Below are 15,670 nucleotides of genomic sequence, written 5' to 3'. Positions count from 1 at the left end.
AAATCAGGTCGATAGTTTTAGCCACGCTCAGGCTGGAAACGCACCACAAAACCCTTGAGGCTCTGCTGGCGGCTCAACAAGTCACGCAGACGATCAGCTTCTGCCCGCTCGATCAGCGGCCCGACAAACACCCGATTCTTGCCGTCGGCAGTACGAATGTAGGCGTTGTAGCCCTGGCTGCGCAGGGATTTCTGCAGGCTTTCTGCACTTGCACGACTCGACAGGCTGGCCAGTTGCACCGACCAACTGACCGACAGGCCATTGGCATCGACGCGGCTTTGTGTCGTGTCCGGCTTGCCCGGTGCAGCCGTGATGGGCTGGCCAGGTGCAACCGTTGGTTTGTTGACCGGCGCAGGTGCTGGCGCGACCGGTTTGGCGGCAGGCGCAGGCGCCACCGGCACGCTCGGGGAAATCACTGTCGACGGTGCTTCTTGCTGAGCGATTTCATCATCACTCGGCACAGGTTCCTGAGGCAGCGCTTGCGGCTCAGGCACCACCACCGGCTCCACCTGAACTGGCGGCACCGCAGGCGCTTGCGGCGCAGCCGGGGCGTCAACCGTCACTTGACGCTGTTCATCCTGACGGGAAAACAGCATCGGCAGGAAAATCACCGCCAGCGCTACCAGAACCAGGGCACCGACCATGCGCTGTTTGTATGCCTTATCCAGCAATGCCATTTGCCGCTTCCTCCGTGGAGCGCCGGGCCAGCCATTCGAGGGCCTCGGCGACACAATAAAATGATCCGAACAACAGAATCTCGTCGTCGCTCGTCGCCAGCGCGCACTGCCCTTCCAGGGCGGCGGCCACGCTGTCATAGGATGTTACCGAGGCGCCAAGGTTGCGCAACGCCGCGTGCAAATCGGCAACCGGGCGTGCTCGCGGTGAATCCAGCGGCGCGACGCCCCAATGCTGGACACTAGCATTCAATTCACCGACAACACCATCCAGATCCTTGTCTGCCAACAGTCCGAACACTGCCAGACGCTTGCCGGCCGGTGGACGGCTGGCCAGACGGCGAGCCAGATACTCTGCCGCATGGGGGTTATGCCCCACGTCCAGTAACAGGTTCAGGCGCTTGCCCTGCCAGTCAAACTGACGGCGATCGAGGCGACCGACCACCCGTGTGGCTTTCAGCGCAGCAATAATGTGGGCATCCACCCAAGGCAACCCGAGCAACAGGTAAGCCTGCAACGCCAGCGCGGCGTTTTCCATCGGCAGATCGAGCAACGGCAGATCATGCAGCTCAACCACACGCCCTTGAGCGTCAAGACCGCGCCATTGCCAGTTGTGATCGGTGATGCCGAGGTCGAAATCGCGCCCACGCAGGAAAAACGGGCAATTGAGCTCGCGCGCTTTATCCAGCAGAGGCTGTGGAGGATTCAGGTCGCCACACAGCGCAGGCGCGCCCTGGCGGAAGATGCCGGCCTTTTCGAACGCTACGGATTCACGGGTATCACCCAGATAGTCCGCGTGATCGACACCGATGCTGGTGACCAGCGCCATGTCGGCATCGACCACATTGACCGTGTCCAGACGCCCGCCCAGCCCGACTTCCAGCACCACTGCATCGAGACTGGCGTGTTGAAACAGCCAGAACGCCGCGAGGGTGCCCATTTCGAAATACGTCAGGGATGTGTCGCCACGCCACGCCTCGACCGCAGCAAAGGCTTTGCACAGCTCGGCGTCAGTGGCTTCGACGCCATTGACCTGCACCCGCTCGTTGTAACGCAGCAGGTGCGGAGAATTGTAGACACCGACGCTCAGGCCCTGCGCCCGCAGCAACGAAGCCACGAATGCGCAGGTAGAACCTTTGCCGTTGGTGCCGGTGACCGTAATCACCCGAGGCGCCGGCTTGCCCAGTCCCATGCGGGACGCTACCTGTTGCGAGCGCTCCAGGCCCATGTCGATGGCTGAAGGGTGCAACTGCTCAAGGTAGGCGAGCCACTCGCCAAGGGTACGTTCGATCATAGGTTGGCGGGTACCGGTGGAACCACGATTGGCTCGATTGGCGCGGCGACGAATTTCGGCGTCGGCAGGCCCATCATTTGTGCCAGCAGATTGCCCAGACGCGGACGCAGTTCCTGGCGGTGGATGATCATGTCGATCGCACCGTGTTCCAGCAGGAATTCGCTGCGCTGGAAGCCTTCCGGCAGTTTTTCACGCACGGTCTGCTCGATCACGCGCGGACCGGCGAAGCCGATCAGGGCTTTCGGCTCACCGACAATCACGTCGCCGAGCATCGCCAGACTGGCGGAAACACCACCGTAGACCGGGTCGGTCAGCACGGAGATGAACGGAATGCCTTCTTCACGCAGACGCGCCAGCACCGCAGAGGTCTTGGCCATTTGCATCAGAGAAATCAGGGCTTCCTGCATCCGCGCACCGCCGGAAGCGGCGAAGCAGATCATTGGGCAACGGTTTTCCAGCGCGTAGTTGGCAGCGCGAACAAAACGCTCACCAACGATGGCGCCCATCGAACCACCCATGAAGGAGAATTCGAAGGCTGCCACCACCACCGGCATACCCAGCAAGGTGCCGCTCATGGATATCAGGGCGTCTTTTTCGCCGGTCTGCTTCTGCGCAGCGCTCAGGCGATCCTTGTACTTCTTGCCGTCGCGGAACTTCAGACGGTCAACCGGCTCCAGGTCCGCGCCCAGTTCGGCACGGCCTTCAGCGTCAAGGAAGATATCAATGCGGGCGCGTGCGCCGATACGCATGTGGTGGTTGCACTTGGGGCAAACGTCCAGGGTCTTTTCCAGCTCCGGACGATACAGCACAGCCTCGCAAGACGGGCATTTGTGCCAAAGACCTTCAGGCACCGAGCTCTTCTTGACCTCGGAACGCATGATCGAAGGGATCAGTTTGTCTACTAACCAGTTGCTCATGCTTTCTTTCTCCAGTACCGGCGGCCCGAACACTCTGGTTCGCAGCCCCGCGTATGCCCTTGAGCTAAATTCATGTGTGTGGCGATGATCGATGGGTTGCCGGGTCAGTGAAGCGTGACCTGCGTACACCCCAAAAACCCTCAGCCATGCCTGTGGACGGCGGCAGTGTGCCAGCCGTCACATCAGCTTCCGCGTACCGCTTTGATGAATGCCTGAATCTTTGCGTGATCCTTGATGCCCTTGCTCGCCTCCACCCCGCCGCTGACGTCCACGGCATAAGGCCGAACCCTTGCAATCGCCTCGGCGACGTTGTCCGGCGTCAAGCCGCCCGCCAGGATGATCGGCTTGCTCAAGCCTTGCGGTATCAGAGACCAGTCAAACGCTTCACCGGTTCCGCCGGGTACGCCTTCAACGTAGGCGTCGAGCAGGATACCGCTGGCGCCTGGAAACGCATCGCATGCGGCCGCGATGTCGTCACCGGCCTTGACCCGTAGCGCCTTGATGTACGGACGGTGCCAGCCTTCGCACTCGGCCGCGGTTTCGTCGCCATGGAACTGCAACAGGTCCAGCGGCACGGCGTCGAGGATTTCCCCCAACTCGCAGCGGCTGGCATTGACGAACAACCCTACGGTGGTCACGAACGGCGGCAACGCCTCGATGATCGAGCGCGCCTGCTGAAACGTCACGGCCCGAGGGCTTTTGGCGTAGAACACAAATCCGATCGCATCAGCCCCGGCCTCAACCGCCGCCAACGCATCTTCTATGCGGGTAATCCCACAAATCTTGCTGCGAACGGCCGACATGTCGATAGAACCCCAAGGTAAATCCGAGAAAGTCCCGGATGGTAACAAAAGCGTTCGAAGGCGTCAGCCGTCAAGTTCCGAGAAACCGGTCAGGAAGTGCGGCCCGATGTAACGCTCGGGCAATTGGAACTCGTCGCGGTACTCGACCTGCACCAGGTACAGGCCGTACGGGTGCGCCGTCACCCCACCGGAACGGCGAATGCGGCTCTCCAGCACTTCTTTCATCCACTCCACCGGGCGCTCGCCGGCACCGATAGTCATCAGCACGCCAGCAATGTTGCGCACCATGTGGTGCAGGAAGGCGCTGGCGCGGATGTCCAGCACGATCATCTTGCCGTGGCGCGTGACGCGCAGGTGATGCAGTTCCTTGATCGGCGATTTGGCCTGGCACTGGCCGGCACGGAAAGCGCTGAAATCGTGGGTGCCGACCAGGTACTGCGCCGCCTCGGCCATGCGCTCGACGTCCAGCGGACGGTGATTCCAGGTGATTTCTTCGTTCAGGTGCGCCGGGCGGATCTGATCGTTGTAGATCACGTAGCGATAGCGCCGGGCAATGGCCTTGAACCGCGCATGAAAATGCGCCGGCATGACCTTGGCCCAGCTGACACTGACGTCGTGAGGCAAATTGATATTGGCGCCCATGACCCAGGCTTTCATCGAACGCTCGACCTGAGTATCGAAATGCACCACCTGGCCGCACGCATGCACGCCGGCATCCGTACGCCCGGCGCAGAGCAGTGACACCGGTGAGTCGGCGACTTTGGACAAGGCCTTTTCGAGCGTCTCCTGCACGGTGAGTACGCCGGAGGCCTGGCGCTGCCAGCCGCGATAGCGCGAGCCCTTGTATTCAACGCCCAACGCGATCCGAAAAAAGCCCTCGGCCGCCAGTTCGGCGGCCGGATTATCTATATTTGCCAAGGAGTGACAGCCTGCTGATATACGCAAAGGCGGGCATTATAAGGCTGTCAGGCAGGGACGCCAGAGGCGTATGTTTTTTGTGGCCTTACGTGTCGGGGTTGATCGTTCCCACGCTCTGCGTGGGAATGCATCCCGTGACGCTCTGCGTCACATTCAGAAGCGGAACGCGGAGCGTCCCTGGCGGCATTCCCACGCAGAGCGTGGGAATGAGCTGTCGTGGACTGAAACAAAACGGCAGCCTCAATGGGCTGCCGTTTGGTTTACGCCTTACCGATCAATCAAGCCAGACGCGAAAGCATTTCCTTGGCTTCGGTCTTCTGACCTGAATCACCCTCGGTCACCACTTCATTGAGGATGTCCCGGGCGCCGTCGGCGTCGCCCATGTCGATGTAGGCCTGGGCCAGATCGAGTTTGGTCGCGACTTCGTCGGTGCCGGAAAGGAAATCGAATTCCGGCTCGTCAGCGGCGGAGGCCATCGCATCTTCCGCCGTAAAGCTCGGCTCGCCAAGGCTCTGGGACAGACGATCCAGTTCGGCGTTGACGTCTTCCAGTTCGGCGGCAAACGCGTCCGGAGCGTCTGGCGCGTCCATTTCGTCAGCCAGCGACAGGTCGAAATCGGCTGGCAGCTCCAGATCGTCCAGCGCAGCCGCAGGAACAGCCGGCGCTTCAGCGACAGGTATATCAAGGTCCTTGACGCCGTCATCCAGGCTCAACAGGAAGTCGTCTTCGGCCAGGGTCGCTGGCGAGGCATCCCCACCGAGATCCATATCCAGGTCGAAGTCCGACAGGTCATCGAGGTTTTCCTTGATGTCGGTCTGCTGCTGCAACACCGACTCGAAGCTCAGGTCGTCGTCCAGCGGGAACGCGTCCAGCTCAGCCACAGACACTGGCTCTGCTTTTGGTTCTGGTTCTGGTGCAACCACTGCCGGAGAGGCCGCTTCCAGATCATCCAGGCTCAAATCGAAGGCACTGTCGAGATCATCGAGCCCAGGTTCAGGTTCAGGTTCAGGTTCAGGTTCAGGTTCAGGTTCAGGTTCAGGTTCAGGTTCAGGTTCAGGTTCAGGTTTTTCTGATGCTGGTTCCGGTGCTGGCTCGGGTGCAACCACTGCCGGCGAGGCAGTTTCCAGATCATCCAGGCTCAAATCGAAAGCACTGTCGAGATCATCGAGTTCTGGTTCTGGCTCTGGCTCTGGTGCAACCCCTGCCGCCGAGGCAGTTTCCAGATCATCCAGGCTTAAATCGAACGCAGTGTCGAAGTCATCAGGCACAGCCGGTGCCGGCGCCTCAGGCTCGTCCAGCAGCAGATCCTTGACGTATTGCGCGTCCAGTTCGGCAGCGATTGCAGCGGCTGCGATACCTCCGGCTGCCGCAATGACCATGGCCGGGAAGCGGCTCTTGAGTTTTTCGACCTGAGCAAAGTTGTCCCCGTTGGCCACCAGCTGGCGTTCCTGGGCAACGAATGCATCGCGATCGCCTTGCTGACCGTAGACTTCCATCAGCTTGAGGCGCAAGTCACTGCGTTGCGGCTCTTGCTTGATCCCGTCTTCCAGCAAGGCAGCCGCCTGATTCAGACGACCGGCAGTGATGTGCGACTGCGCCTTGCTCAACACATCGTCATTGCGCTCGCCAGCAGGCGAAACCAATGGCGCAGCGATCGGCGGCGTTACCACAACCGGAGCAATCACCGGAGCCGGCGCGGGAGCCTTGGCTGGTGCAGGCGGTGGCGTTGGGGTTGGCGCGGTAGCGAGCTTCACGCTCGGCGGCGGCACTTCCAAATCATCGAAGATGCCTTTTGGCAGGTCGAGCTCAGCTGAGAACGCCTGCTCCTCGGCCAAATCACGGGCCATGCGCACATGCTTCTCGGCTTCTTGCTGGGCTTTGCGGCGACGTGCCAGCAACAACAGCAGGAACAATGCCACCACGGCACCGCCACCTGCCAAGCCCAGCAGCCACGGATTGGTCAGTAGTTCTTTGAATTGCTGATCGTCGGAGGCTGCCGGCGTCGGCTCGGCAGGCTGCTCGGCCGGAGGCGTAGTGGCCTCGGGAGCAGCCGCTTCAGGCGCAGGTGCAGGCGTTGCATCAGAATTGGCCGCCAGTTCGGCTGACATTGCCGGAGCGGTCGCACCTGGTGCCGGCGCCCCCGCCGCGCCTTCAGCCTGCAACTTGGCCAGTTGATTGTTCTTCAGCTCGATCAGGCGTTGCAGCTTGTCCAGCTGACTTTGCAGATCGGTCATGCGGCTTTTCAGTTCGGCGTTGTCACGACGGGTCGTGTCGAGGCTTTCCTGGGTCACGGCCAGCTTGTTGCTCAAATTCTTGGCATCGCCCGCTGCGCCTTTGCCACCGGCCTTGCCGGACTCGGCAGAGACCAGGCTCAGCTTGTCTGTCGCCGTTTGCGACGAAGGGCCTTCACCGCGAGCACGTTTGGTGGCATCGAGCTGCTGCTGTCCGGTCCCGGGCTTCGCCACGTAGCGACGACCCTGACGCCACGCGGTGTTCTGCGCGGAGACTTCGGCAATTGCCTTCGGTTGCGGCAGATTCGTGCTCTGCGCCTGATCCGGCAGACGCAGCACCTGACCGGCTTTCAACCGGTTGATGTTGCCGTCGATAAAGGCATCCGGATTCAACGCCTGGATGGCCAGCATGGTTTGCTGGACCGAGCCGCCATTGCGCGTCTTCTCGGCGATTTCCCACAGGGTATCGCGCGGCGCGGTGGTGTATTGGGTTGCTTTGGTGCCACCGGTCACCGGTACGGTGACGGTTTGCGTCGGTGCAGGCTGCGCAGCCGCTTCAGCGGTTTGCGGCGAGAATTTGGACGGATCGAGCAGCACGCTGTAATCGCGCAGCAGGCGACCGTTGGGCCACATCACCTGCACCAGAAATTTCACCATGGGTTCGGAGAGTGGTTTGCTGGACGTCACACGCAGGATGCTTTTGCCGCTGGCGTTGAGCACCGGGGTAAAGGTCAGGTCATTGAGAAACGCCTGGCGGTCGACACCGGCCTTGGCGAAATCTTCAGGCGAAGCCAGGCTCGGCACCACTTCGGCAGCGGAGAGGTCCTTGACGTCGAGCAACTCGATTTCTGCCACCAGGGGCTGGTTCAGCGTCGACTTCAGGGTCAATTCCCCGAGCCCGAGGGCATGCGCCATACCGGAGGACAGCGCCGAGGCGGCCGCTATTGCTAACACCAGTTTGCGAACTTGAACCATAGCCTCATCCTTTGTTTGAACATTCCTCGGCCAGCGAGAAGGTATTGATAGTCGCTGCCGTAAGGCATTGCGTGCGGCGGCGAAGAGTCGTCGCGCGCGATCATTTCATTCATGCCACGCAAAGCCCCGGAGGGAGCCCGCCTTCAGCAGTCCGGCCAAGCATAGCGCCCGGCTGGATTCATACGACAAATTGTTGCCAAGTATCTTTTACAGCAGGTCTTTTATCAACAATTCAGCCACCTGCACAGCATTGAGCGCGGCGCCTTTGCGTACGTTATCTGACGTCAGCCACAAATTAAGTTCCGACAGGTCGTCGATCCCGTGGCGAACCCGACCAACGTAGACCACGTCCTGCCCTACCGCATCGCCTACCGGCGTCGGGTAATCGCCGGCTTCCACCAGCTCGATACCGGGCGCGTCTTCCAGGGCGGCGTTGACTTTTGCCAGGTCGATGTCGCTCGCTGACTGCAAGGTCACGTTAAAGCTATCGCCAAAAAACACCGGGGCTTGAATGCAAGTCACGGAAATCTTTAATAAAGGCAGCGCCATGACCTGACGCAGCTCGCGCACCAGGCGTTTTTCCAGCAGCGTATGACCTTGATCATCAGGCTTGCCCACTTGCGCCAGCAGGTTGAAGGCCATCTGCCGATCGAAGAAGGTTGGCTCCAGCGGACGCACATTGAGCAGCTCGGCCGTTTGCCGTGCCAGCTCGGTGACGGCTTCGCGGCCTTGGGCGGAGACGGCCAGGCTGGCGGTCAAATTGATGCGTTGCAGATCGAGCAAGCCGAGCAACGGTGCCAGCACAACCGCCAGTGTAGTGGCCGAAGGGCTTGGACTGCTGACCTGGAACGGCTTTTTCAAACCGGCCAGCACCTGCGCGTTGGCTTCAGGCACGACCTGTGGCGCCTGATCAGCCGGCAAGGCGCCGGACAGGTCGATCAGCGAGCAACCGGCGGCTGTGGCACGCGAAGCGAAACTCAGGGTTACCGCCGGGCCGGCAGCGAAGAACACCAGCTGGACTTTACTGAAGTCGAACTCATCGACTTCCCGCACCCGTACGTTCTTGCCGCGAAACGGCACTGAATGCCCGGCCGATTCGCTGCTGGCGAGCAGGTGCAGATTGCCGACCGGGAAGTCGCGCTCTTCGAGAATCTGCACGAGCGTTTCGCCGACAGTACCGGTGGCGCCGATCACGGCAATATCAAGGGACTGGCTCATGGTTCTACCTCTGGCGAAACGGGGGGAGCGGCACTTTACCGGGTGGTTGGCATGCAGGCAATTCTGCCGGGGATTTGTGGTGCCTGCGCCGGCCTCATCGCGAGCAAGCTCGGCTCCTACAAGGGTATATGCAAACCTGTAGGAGCCGAGCTTGCTCGCGATGGCGACTTAACAGACGCCCAGAAACCAAAAAACCCGTACCTCTTTCAAGGCACGGGTTCTTTTATGACTTCAACCGATCAACGCTCAAGCAGGATCCGCAGCATGCGACGCAGCGGTTCGGCCGCGCCCCACAGCAGTTGGTCGCCGACGGTGAACGCGCCGACATACTGCGTGCCCATGTTCAGCTTGCGCAGACGGCCAACCGGCACGTTCAGGGTACCGGTGACCTTTGTAGGGCTCAGCTCCTGCATGCTGATTTCGCGGTTGTTCGGCACCAGTTTGACCCAAGGGTTGTGCTGGCTGATCAGCCCTTCGATATCAGCGATCGGCACGTCTTTGTTCAGTTTGATGGTCAGCGCCTGGCTGTGGCAGCGCATGGCGCCGATACGCACGCAGATACCATCGACCGGGATCGGGCTCTTGAAGCGACCCAGGATCTTGTTGGTCTCGGCCTGGGCCTTCCACTCTTCGCGGCTCTGACCGTTTGGCAGTTCCTTGTCAATCCACGGGATCAGGCTGCCGGCCAGCGGTACGCCGAAGTTTTCGGTCGGGTACGCGTCGCTGCGCATGGCTTCCGCCACACGGCGGTCGATGTCGAGGATGGCGCTGGCCGGGTCGGCCAGTTGATCGGCGACAGCGGCGTGGGTCACACCCATTTGCTTGATCAGTTCACGCATGTGCTGCGCGCCGCCACCGGAGGCCGCCTGATAGGTCATGGCGCTCATCCACTCCACCAGGCCGGCTTCGAACAGGCCACCCAGGCCCATCAGCATCAGGCTGACGGTGCAGTTGCCGCCGATGTAGTTCTTGGTGCCCGCGTCGAGCTGCTGGTCGATGACCTTGCGGTTCACCGGGTCCAGCACGATCACCGCGTCATCCTGCATGCGCAGGCTGGAAGCGGCGTCGATCCAGTAACCCTGCCAGCCGGCTTCGCGCAGCTTCGGGAACACTTCGCTGGTGTAGTCGCCACCCTGGCAGGTCAGAATCACGTCGAGGGTTTTCAGCTCATCAATGCTGTAAGCGTCCTTGAGCGGAGCAATGTCCTTGCCCACGGACGGGCCTTGGCCACCGACATTGGAAGTGGTGAAAAACACCGGCTCAATAAGATCGAAATCCTGCTCTTCCAGCATCCGCTGCATGAGCACGGAACCGACCATACCGCGCCAACCGATCAGACCTACACGTTTCATCGCAACTACACCTTCTTTAAAAAGTGGGCCGCTGCTTTCAAGAGTGAAAGTTGCAGCGGGCCAGAGAGATTACAGATTCCGCAGCGCGGCGACTACTGCGTCGCCCATTTCCTGCGTACCGACTTTAGTGCAACCGGCCGACCAGATGTCGCCCGTACGCAGGCCTTGGTCCAATACCAGACTGACGGCCTTCTCGATCGCATCGGCCGCATCCTGCAGATTGAAGCTGTAACGCAGCATCATCGACACCGACAAAATGGTCGCCAACGGGTTGGCAATGCCTTTGCCAGCGATGTCCGGCGCCGAACCGTGGCACGGCTCGTACATGCCCTTGTTGTTGGTATCCAGGGACGCCGACGGCAGCATGCCGATGGAACCGGTGAGCATCGACGCCTGGTCGGAAAGAATGTCGCCGAACATATTGTCGGTGACGATCACGTCAAACTGCTTCGGCGCACGCACCAGCTGCATGGCAGCGTTGTCGACGTACATGTGGCTCAGTTCGACTTGCGGGTAATCCTTGGCCACTTCCTCGACGATTTCACGCCACAGTTGGCTGGAAGCCAGCACGTTGGCCTTGTCCACCGAGCACAGCTTCTTGCCGCGAACCATGGCCATGTCGAAACCGACACGGGCAATGCGACGGATTTCGCTTTCGCTGTACGGCAGTGTGTCGTAAGCCTGACGCTCGCCGTTTTCCAGGGTGCGAGTGCCACGTGGCGCGCCGAAGTAGATACCGCCGGTCAGTTCGCGGACGATCAGGATATCCAGGCCAGCCACGATTTCAGGCTTCAGGCTCGAAGCCTCGGCCAGTTGCGGGTACAGGATCGCCGGACGCAGGTTGCCGAACAGGCCCAGTTGCGCACGAATTTTCAGCAGGCCGCGCTCAGGGCGGATGTCACGTTCGATGGTGTCCCATTTCGGGCCGCCCACGGCGCCCAGCAGTACAGCGTCAGCTGCGCGTGCACGGTCCAGGGTTTCGTCAGCCAGCGGCACGCCGTGCTTGTCGATGGCAGCGCCACCGATCACGTCATGGCTCAGCTCGAAGCCCAGGCTGTACTTGTCGTTCGCCAGCGCCAGCACCTTGACCGCTTCGGCCATGATTTCCGGGCCAATACCGTCACCTGGGAGAATCAGAATCTGCTTGCTCATGCTTTCCTCATGTCATCAGTCGGTGCGCCCTTGGGGCACGCCCGGAAAAATTCGTTTGACGCTTATCTTTCAGCCATCAGCACCAGTACATCTGTACTGAACGAGCCATCGGCCTCAATCTCAAAATAGTCGCGCACTTCGTTGCCCATCGATTGCTGCAACTCCAGAATCGCGGCGCGCATCACTTCTGGTGTGCGCATGCGCTCGACCCAGGAGGTGTACTCCAGACGCAGCCGTTGACGGGTGGTGCTACGGGTATGCAACCCCGCTTCGCTGACCTGACGTAACCACTCGCCGGCGGAATAATCGCGCACATGGCTGGTGTCGCGCAGCACTTCGACGCTTTGCAGGTAAGTGTCGAACAACGGACTGCCCGGTGACAACACATCGATGAAGGCCGCCACGCCGCCCGGCTTCAGCACCCGGCGAACCTCACGCAGGGCCAGGCCGAGATCGCTCCAATGGTGCGCCGAATAACGGCTGAAGACGAAATCGAATTCGCCATCGGCGAATGGCAGGCGCTCGGCGGCGCCGTTGACCGTCGTGACATTGCTGTAACCACGATCAATCGCCGCTGCGGCGACCACGTCGAGCATTTGCTGGGACAGGTCGTAGGCCACCACTTCTTTCACCAACGACGCCACATGAAAACTCACGTGTCCGGCGCCGCAACCCAGGTCCAGCACCCGGGCATCGCCCTGCCCTGCCAGCTCTGCCTGTAGCAACGCAAATTCGGTGCCCTGAGCGTGTACGGCGCTGCTCAGATAGGCCGAGGCTTGTTCACCGAATTGCTTTTGTACGACTTGGCTGTGCTGGGCGGTGCTGGTCATGGGACTTCCTTTTTAGGGTTAAGCCTTGTGATGTCTGGGCTGCCGCCTTCGCGAGCAAGCCCGCTCCCACAGTGGATTTTCGGCGTACACAAAACCCCTGTGGGAGCGGGCTTGCTCCGGGCGGCGCTCCGACGAAGAGGCCCGCCCTGTCTACAACAATCTCGGATCAATCAAACGTCGCGAAACAACCACGGCTGGCTCGCACGGTGTTTGGCTTCAAACGCCGCAATCGCTTCGTGGTCCTGCAAGGTCAGGCCGATGTCGTCCAGGCCGTTGACCAAGCAATGCTTGCGGAACTCGTCAAGTTCAAAGCTGTAGACCTTGCCATCAGGCCGGGTGACGGTCTGGGCTTGCAGGTCGACCGTCAACTCGTAACCCGGATTCGCCTCGACTAGCTGGAACAACTCATCCACTTCAGCGTCGGTCAAGATGATCGGCAACAAGCCGTTCTTGAAGCTGTTGTTGTAGAAGATGTCGGCGTAGCTCGGCGCAATGATGCTGCGAAAACCGTACTCTTCCAGCGCCCATGGCGCGTGTTCACGGCTGGAGCCGCAACCGAAGTTCTCGCGGGCCAGCAGCACGCTGGCGCCCTGATAACGCTCGGCATTGAGCACGAAGTCCTTGTTCAGCGGACGCTTGGAGTTGTCCTGGTAGGCATAGCCCACGTCCAGGTAGCGCCATTCGTCGAACAGGTTCGGGCCAAAACCGGTGCGCTTGATCGACTTCAAGAACTGCTTCGGAATGATCTGGTCAGTGTCGACGTTGGCACGGTCCAATGGCGCGACCAAACCGGTGTGTTGGGTAAAAGCTCTCATGTGCGGTTCCTCAGATCAGTTCGCGAACGTCGATGAAACGACCGTGGACGGCAGCCGCCGCGGCCATGGCCGGGCTGACCAGGTGCGTACGGCCACCGGCGCCCTGACGCCCTTCGAAGTTGCGGTTGGAGGTCGAGGCGCAATGCTCGCCCGACTCCAAACGGTCCGGGTTCATCGCCAGGCACATCGAGCAACCCGGTTCACGCCACTCGAAACCGGCTTCGAGGAAAATCTTGTCCAGGCCTTCGGCCTCGGCTTGCGCCTTCACCAGGCCCGAGCCCGGCACGACGATGGCTTGCTTGATGGTCGAAGCGACTTTACGGCCCTTGGCGATCACCGCCGCAGCGCGCAAGTCTTCGATCCGCGAGTTGGTGCAGGAACCAATGAACACGCGGTCCAGTTGAATGTCGGTGATCGCCTGATTGGCGCTCAAACCCATGTATTTCAAGGCGCGTTCGATGGAACCGCGCTTGACCAGGTCCATTTCCTTCGCCGGGTCCGGCACGTTCTGATCCACCGCCAGGACCATCTCGGGCGAGGTGCCCCAGCTGACTTGCGGTTTGATCTGAGTAGCGTCGAGCTCGACCACGGTGTCGAACACGGCATCAGCGTCGGACACCAGGTCTTTCCAGGCTTCGACCGCCATGTCCCATTCCGCACCTTTCGGGGCAAATGGACGACCCTTGACGTAAGCCACGGTTTTTTCGTCGGCAGCCACCAGGCCAACACGAGCGCCGGCTTCGATGGACATGTTGCAGATGGTCATGCGGCCTTCGACGGACAAATCGCGAATGGCGCTGCCGGCGAACTCGATGGCGTGGCCGTTACCGCCGGCGGTGCCGATCTTGCCGATCACCGCGAGCACGATGTCCTTGGCGGTCACGCCGAACGGCAATTTGCCTTCGACCGACACCAGCATGTTTTTCATTTTCTTGGCGACCAGGCATTGCGTGGCGAACACGTGCTCGACCTCGGAAGTCCCGATGCCGTGGGCCAATGCGCCAAACGCGCCGTGGGTCGAGGTGTGCGAGTCGCCGCAGACCACGGTCATGCCCGGCAAGGTGGCGCCCTGCTCAGGACCGATCACGTGAACGATGCCCTGACGCACGTCATTCATTTTGAATTCGGTGATGCCATATTCGTCGCAGTAGTCATCGAGGGTCTGAACCTGCAAACGCGAGACCTGATCGGTAATCGCTTCAATGCCGCCCTTGCGATCCGGAGTGGTCGGTACGTTGTGGTCCGGAGTCGCGATGATCGAGTCGACGCGCCAAGGCTTGCGCCCGGCCAGTCGCAGGCCTTCGAAAGCTTGGGGCGAAGTCACTTCATGGATGATGTGGCGGTCGATATAGATCAGCGACGACCCATCGTCGCGCCGTTTCACTTCATGGGAATCCCAAAGCTTGTCGTAAAGCGTTTTGCCGGCCATCAGACGGTCCTCATCAGCGTGTTTCTATGCCCTGGGTTTTGAACAATTCAATAACCCCTTGGCTTGTGAGGTCGATCCTAGGGGGTTACATTAAATAACTCAAATTCATATTTTTTATGCTTTGGATAACCAACTGGAATACTGCAATGGACCTCGCCAACCTCAATGCTTTTATCGCGATTGCCGAGACCGGTAGCTTCTCCGGCGCTGGCGAACGGCTGCACCTGACGCAACCGGCCATCAGCAAGCGAATTGCCGGGTTGGAACAGCAATTGAAGGTGCGCCTGTTCGATCGCCTGGGCCGTGAAGTCAGCCTGACCGAGGCTGGACGCGCCTTGCTGCCGCGGGCCTATCAGATTCTGAATGTGCTGGACGACACGCGCCGCGCCCTGACCAATCTGACCGGCGAAGTGTCCGGCCGCCTGACCCTGGCCACCAGCCATCACATCGGGCTGCACCGCTTGCCCCCCTTATTAAGGGAGTTCACCCGACGTTACCCGCAAGTTGCGCTGGATATTCAGTTCCTCGATTCGGAAGTGGCCTACGAAGAAATCCTCCATGGCCGCGCCGAACTGGCGGTCATCACCCTGGCGCCGGAGCCCCACGCATTGGTCAAGGCCACGCCGGTGTGGGACGACCCGCTGGACTTCGTGGTCGCCCCGGAGCATTCACTGATCAGCCACGGCCCGGTCAGCCTGGCGGACATTGCCCTGCACCCGGCAGTTTTCCCCGGCGGCAACACCTTTACTCACCACATCGTCCGGCGTCTGTTCGAAGCTCAAGGCCTGACGCCAAACATCGCCATGAGCACGAATTATCTGGAAACCATCAAGATGATGGTCTCGATCGGCCTGGCCTGGAGCGTGTTGCCGCGCACTATGCTTGACGATCAAGTGGCCCGAATACCATTACCGGGCATACAACTCACTCGCCAGCTAGGCTATATCCTGCACACAGAAAGGACACTATCGAATGCGGCGCGAGCCTTCATGGCCTTGCTGGATGCACAAATCGATCTGCCAGGAACTCTCGGCTAAGCTGTGCTACGTCTATAGGGCCTCG

General features: G+C 60.6%; 13 protein-coding genes. 1 reads left to right on the top strand and 12 read right to left on the bottom strand.

Annotated features, from left to right (window positions below; translation table 11 throughout):
- Positions 1 to 17: 17 nt before the first annotated feature.
- The 12 genes from KGB03_RS07785 to leuC form a co-directional block, all read right to left on the bottom strand.
- Positions 18 to 677 (bottom strand): SPOR domain-containing protein, encoded by a 660-nt coding sequence (locus KGB03_RS07785; protein WP_223526737.1) that lies wholly within the window; start codon positions 675 to 677, stop codon positions 18 to 20.
- Positions 661 to 1,968, bottom strand: coding sequence for a bifunctional tetrahydrofolate synthase/dihydrofolate synthase (folC, locus tag KGB03_RS07780; RefSeq protein WP_223526736.1), 1,308 nt, complete (start codon positions 1,966 to 1,968; stop codon positions 661 to 663). Before folC ends, KGB03_RS07785 begins: the two co-directional genes overlap by 17 nt.
- A complete protein-coding gene (gene accD, locus KGB03_RS07775; RefSeq protein WP_218537413.1) occupies positions 1,965 to 2,885 on the bottom strand; it encodes an acetyl-CoA carboxylase, carboxyltransferase subunit beta in 921 nt (306 codons plus the stop codon). Before accD ends, folC begins: the two co-directional genes overlap by 4 nt.
- Before the next feature lie 182 nt (positions 2,886 to 3,067).
- A complete protein-coding gene (locus KGB03_RS07770; RefSeq protein ID WP_111450532.1) occupies positions 3,068 to 3,688 on the bottom strand; it encodes a phosphoribosylanthranilate isomerase in 621 nt (206 codons plus the stop codon).
- 63 nt (positions 3,689 to 3,751) lie between these two features.
- Entirely contained in the window at positions 3,752 to 4,606 is an 855-nt protein-coding gene (gene truA / locus KGB03_RS07765) for a tRNA pseudouridine(38-40) synthase TruA (protein WP_111450533.1), read from the bottom strand.
- Between the two features lie 278 nt (positions 4,607 to 4,884).
- Positions 4,885 to 7,812, bottom strand: a complete 2,928-nt coding sequence (locus tag KGB03_RS07760; RefSeq protein ID WP_223526735.1) for a FimV/HubP family polar landmark protein — start codon at positions 7,810 to 7,812, stop codon at positions 4,885 to 4,887.
- 207 nt (positions 7,813 to 8,019) lie between these two features.
- Positions 8,020 to 9,030: an aspartate-semialdehyde dehydrogenase gene (locus KGB03_RS07755; RefSeq protein WP_223526734.1), complete on the bottom strand. Its 1,011-nt coding sequence runs from the start codon at positions 9,028 to 9,030 to the stop codon at positions 8,020 to 8,022.
- Between the two features lie 239 nt (positions 9,031 to 9,269).
- Positions 9,270 to 10,382 (bottom strand): aspartate-semialdehyde dehydrogenase, encoded by a 1,113-nt coding sequence (gene asd, locus KGB03_RS07750; RefSeq protein WP_111450536.1) that lies wholly within the window; start codon positions 10,380 to 10,382, stop codon positions 9,270 to 9,272.
- A gap of 69 nt (positions 10,383 to 10,451) precedes the next feature.
- On the bottom strand, positions 10,452 to 11,534 hold the full coding sequence (leuB, locus tag KGB03_RS07745; RefSeq protein WP_223526733.1) for a 3-isopropylmalate dehydrogenase: 1,083 nt from the start codon (positions 11,532 to 11,534) through the stop codon (positions 10,452 to 10,454).
- 62 nt (positions 11,535 to 11,596) lie between these two features.
- Positions 11,597 to 12,364 (bottom strand): class I SAM-dependent methyltransferase, encoded by a 768-nt coding sequence (locus KGB03_RS07740; protein WP_111450538.1) that lies wholly within the window; start codon positions 12,362 to 12,364, stop codon positions 11,597 to 11,599.
- Positions 12,365 to 12,534: 170 nt separating this feature from the next.
- Positions 12,535 to 13,179, bottom strand: a complete 645-nt coding sequence (gene leuD / locus KGB03_RS07735) for a 3-isopropylmalate dehydratase small subunit (RefSeq protein ID WP_223526732.1) — start codon at positions 13,177 to 13,179, stop codon at positions 12,535 to 12,537.
- A gap of 10 nt (positions 13,180 to 13,189) precedes the next feature.
- A complete protein-coding gene (gene leuC, locus KGB03_RS07730; protein ID WP_008151269.1) occupies positions 13,190 to 14,608 on the bottom strand; it encodes a 3-isopropylmalate dehydratase large subunit in 1,419 nt (472 codons plus the stop codon).
- Between the two features lie 146 nt (positions 14,609 to 14,754).
- On the opposite strand from leuC, the gene KGB03_RS07725 reads away from it, so the two are divergent.
- The gene (locus KGB03_RS07725; RefSeq protein WP_111450539.1) at positions 14,755 to 15,645 is read left to right on the top strand and encodes a LysR family transcriptional regulator; all 891 of its coding nucleotides are present in this window, start codon (positions 14,755 to 14,757) and stop codon (positions 15,643 to 15,645) included.
- Positions 15,646 to 15,670 lie beyond the last annotated feature (25 nt).

Origin of the sequence: Pseudomonas sp. BF-B-26, from assembly GCF_019956495.1 — a bacterium.
Lineage (GTDB): Bacteria > Pseudomonadota > Gammaproteobacteria > Pseudomonadales > Pseudomonadaceae > Aquipseudomonas.
This window is presented reverse-complemented; position numbering and strand designations above follow the sequence as displayed.

Bases quoted from the DNA above. Each gene is read 5' to 3' on its own strand.
- KGB03_RS07725 (WP_111450539.1), top strand. From the start codon at position 14,755: ATGGACCTCGCCAACCTCAATGCTTTTATCGCGATTGCCGAGACCGGT.
- leuC (WP_008151269.1), bottom strand. From the start codon at position 14,608: ATGGCCGGCAAAACGCTTTACGACAAGCTTTGGGATTCCCATGAAGTG.
- KGB03_RS07740 (WP_111450538.1), bottom strand. From the start codon at position 12,364: ATGACCAGCACCGCCCAGCACAGCCAAGTCGTACAAAAGCAATTCGGT.
- KGB03_RS07760 (WP_223526735.1), bottom strand. From the start codon at position 7,812: ATGGTTCAAGTTCGCAAACTGGTGTTAGCAATAGCGGCCGCCTCGGCG.
- KGB03_RS07770 (WP_111450532.1), bottom strand. From the start codon at position 3,688: ATGTCGGCCGTTCGCAGCAAGATTTGTGGGATTACCCGCATAGAAGAT.
- leuD (WP_223526732.1), bottom strand. From the start codon at position 13,179: ATGAGAGCTTTTACCCAACACACCGGTTTGGTCGCGCCATTGGACCGT.
- asd (WP_111450536.1), bottom strand. From the start codon at position 10,382: ATGAAACGTGTAGGTCTGATCGGTTGGCGCGGTATGGTCGGTTCCGTG.
- folC (WP_223526736.1), bottom strand. From the start codon at position 1,968: ATGATCGAACGTACCCTTGGCGAGTGGCTCGCCTACCTTGAGCAGTTG.
- accD (WP_218537413.1), bottom strand. From the start codon at position 2,885: ATGAGCAACTGGTTAGTAGACAAACTGATCCCTTCGATCATGCGTTCC.
- KGB03_RS07755 (WP_223526734.1), bottom strand. From the start codon at position 9,030: ATGAGCCAGTCCCTTGATATTGCCGTGATCGGCGCCACCGGTACTGTC.
- KGB03_RS07785 (WP_223526737.1), bottom strand. From the start codon at position 677: ATGGCATTGCTGGATAAGGCATACAAACAGCGCATGGTCGGTGCCCTG.
- leuB (WP_223526733.1), bottom strand. From the start codon at position 11,534: ATGAGCAAGCAGATTCTGATTCTCCCAGGTGACGGTATTGGCCCGGAA.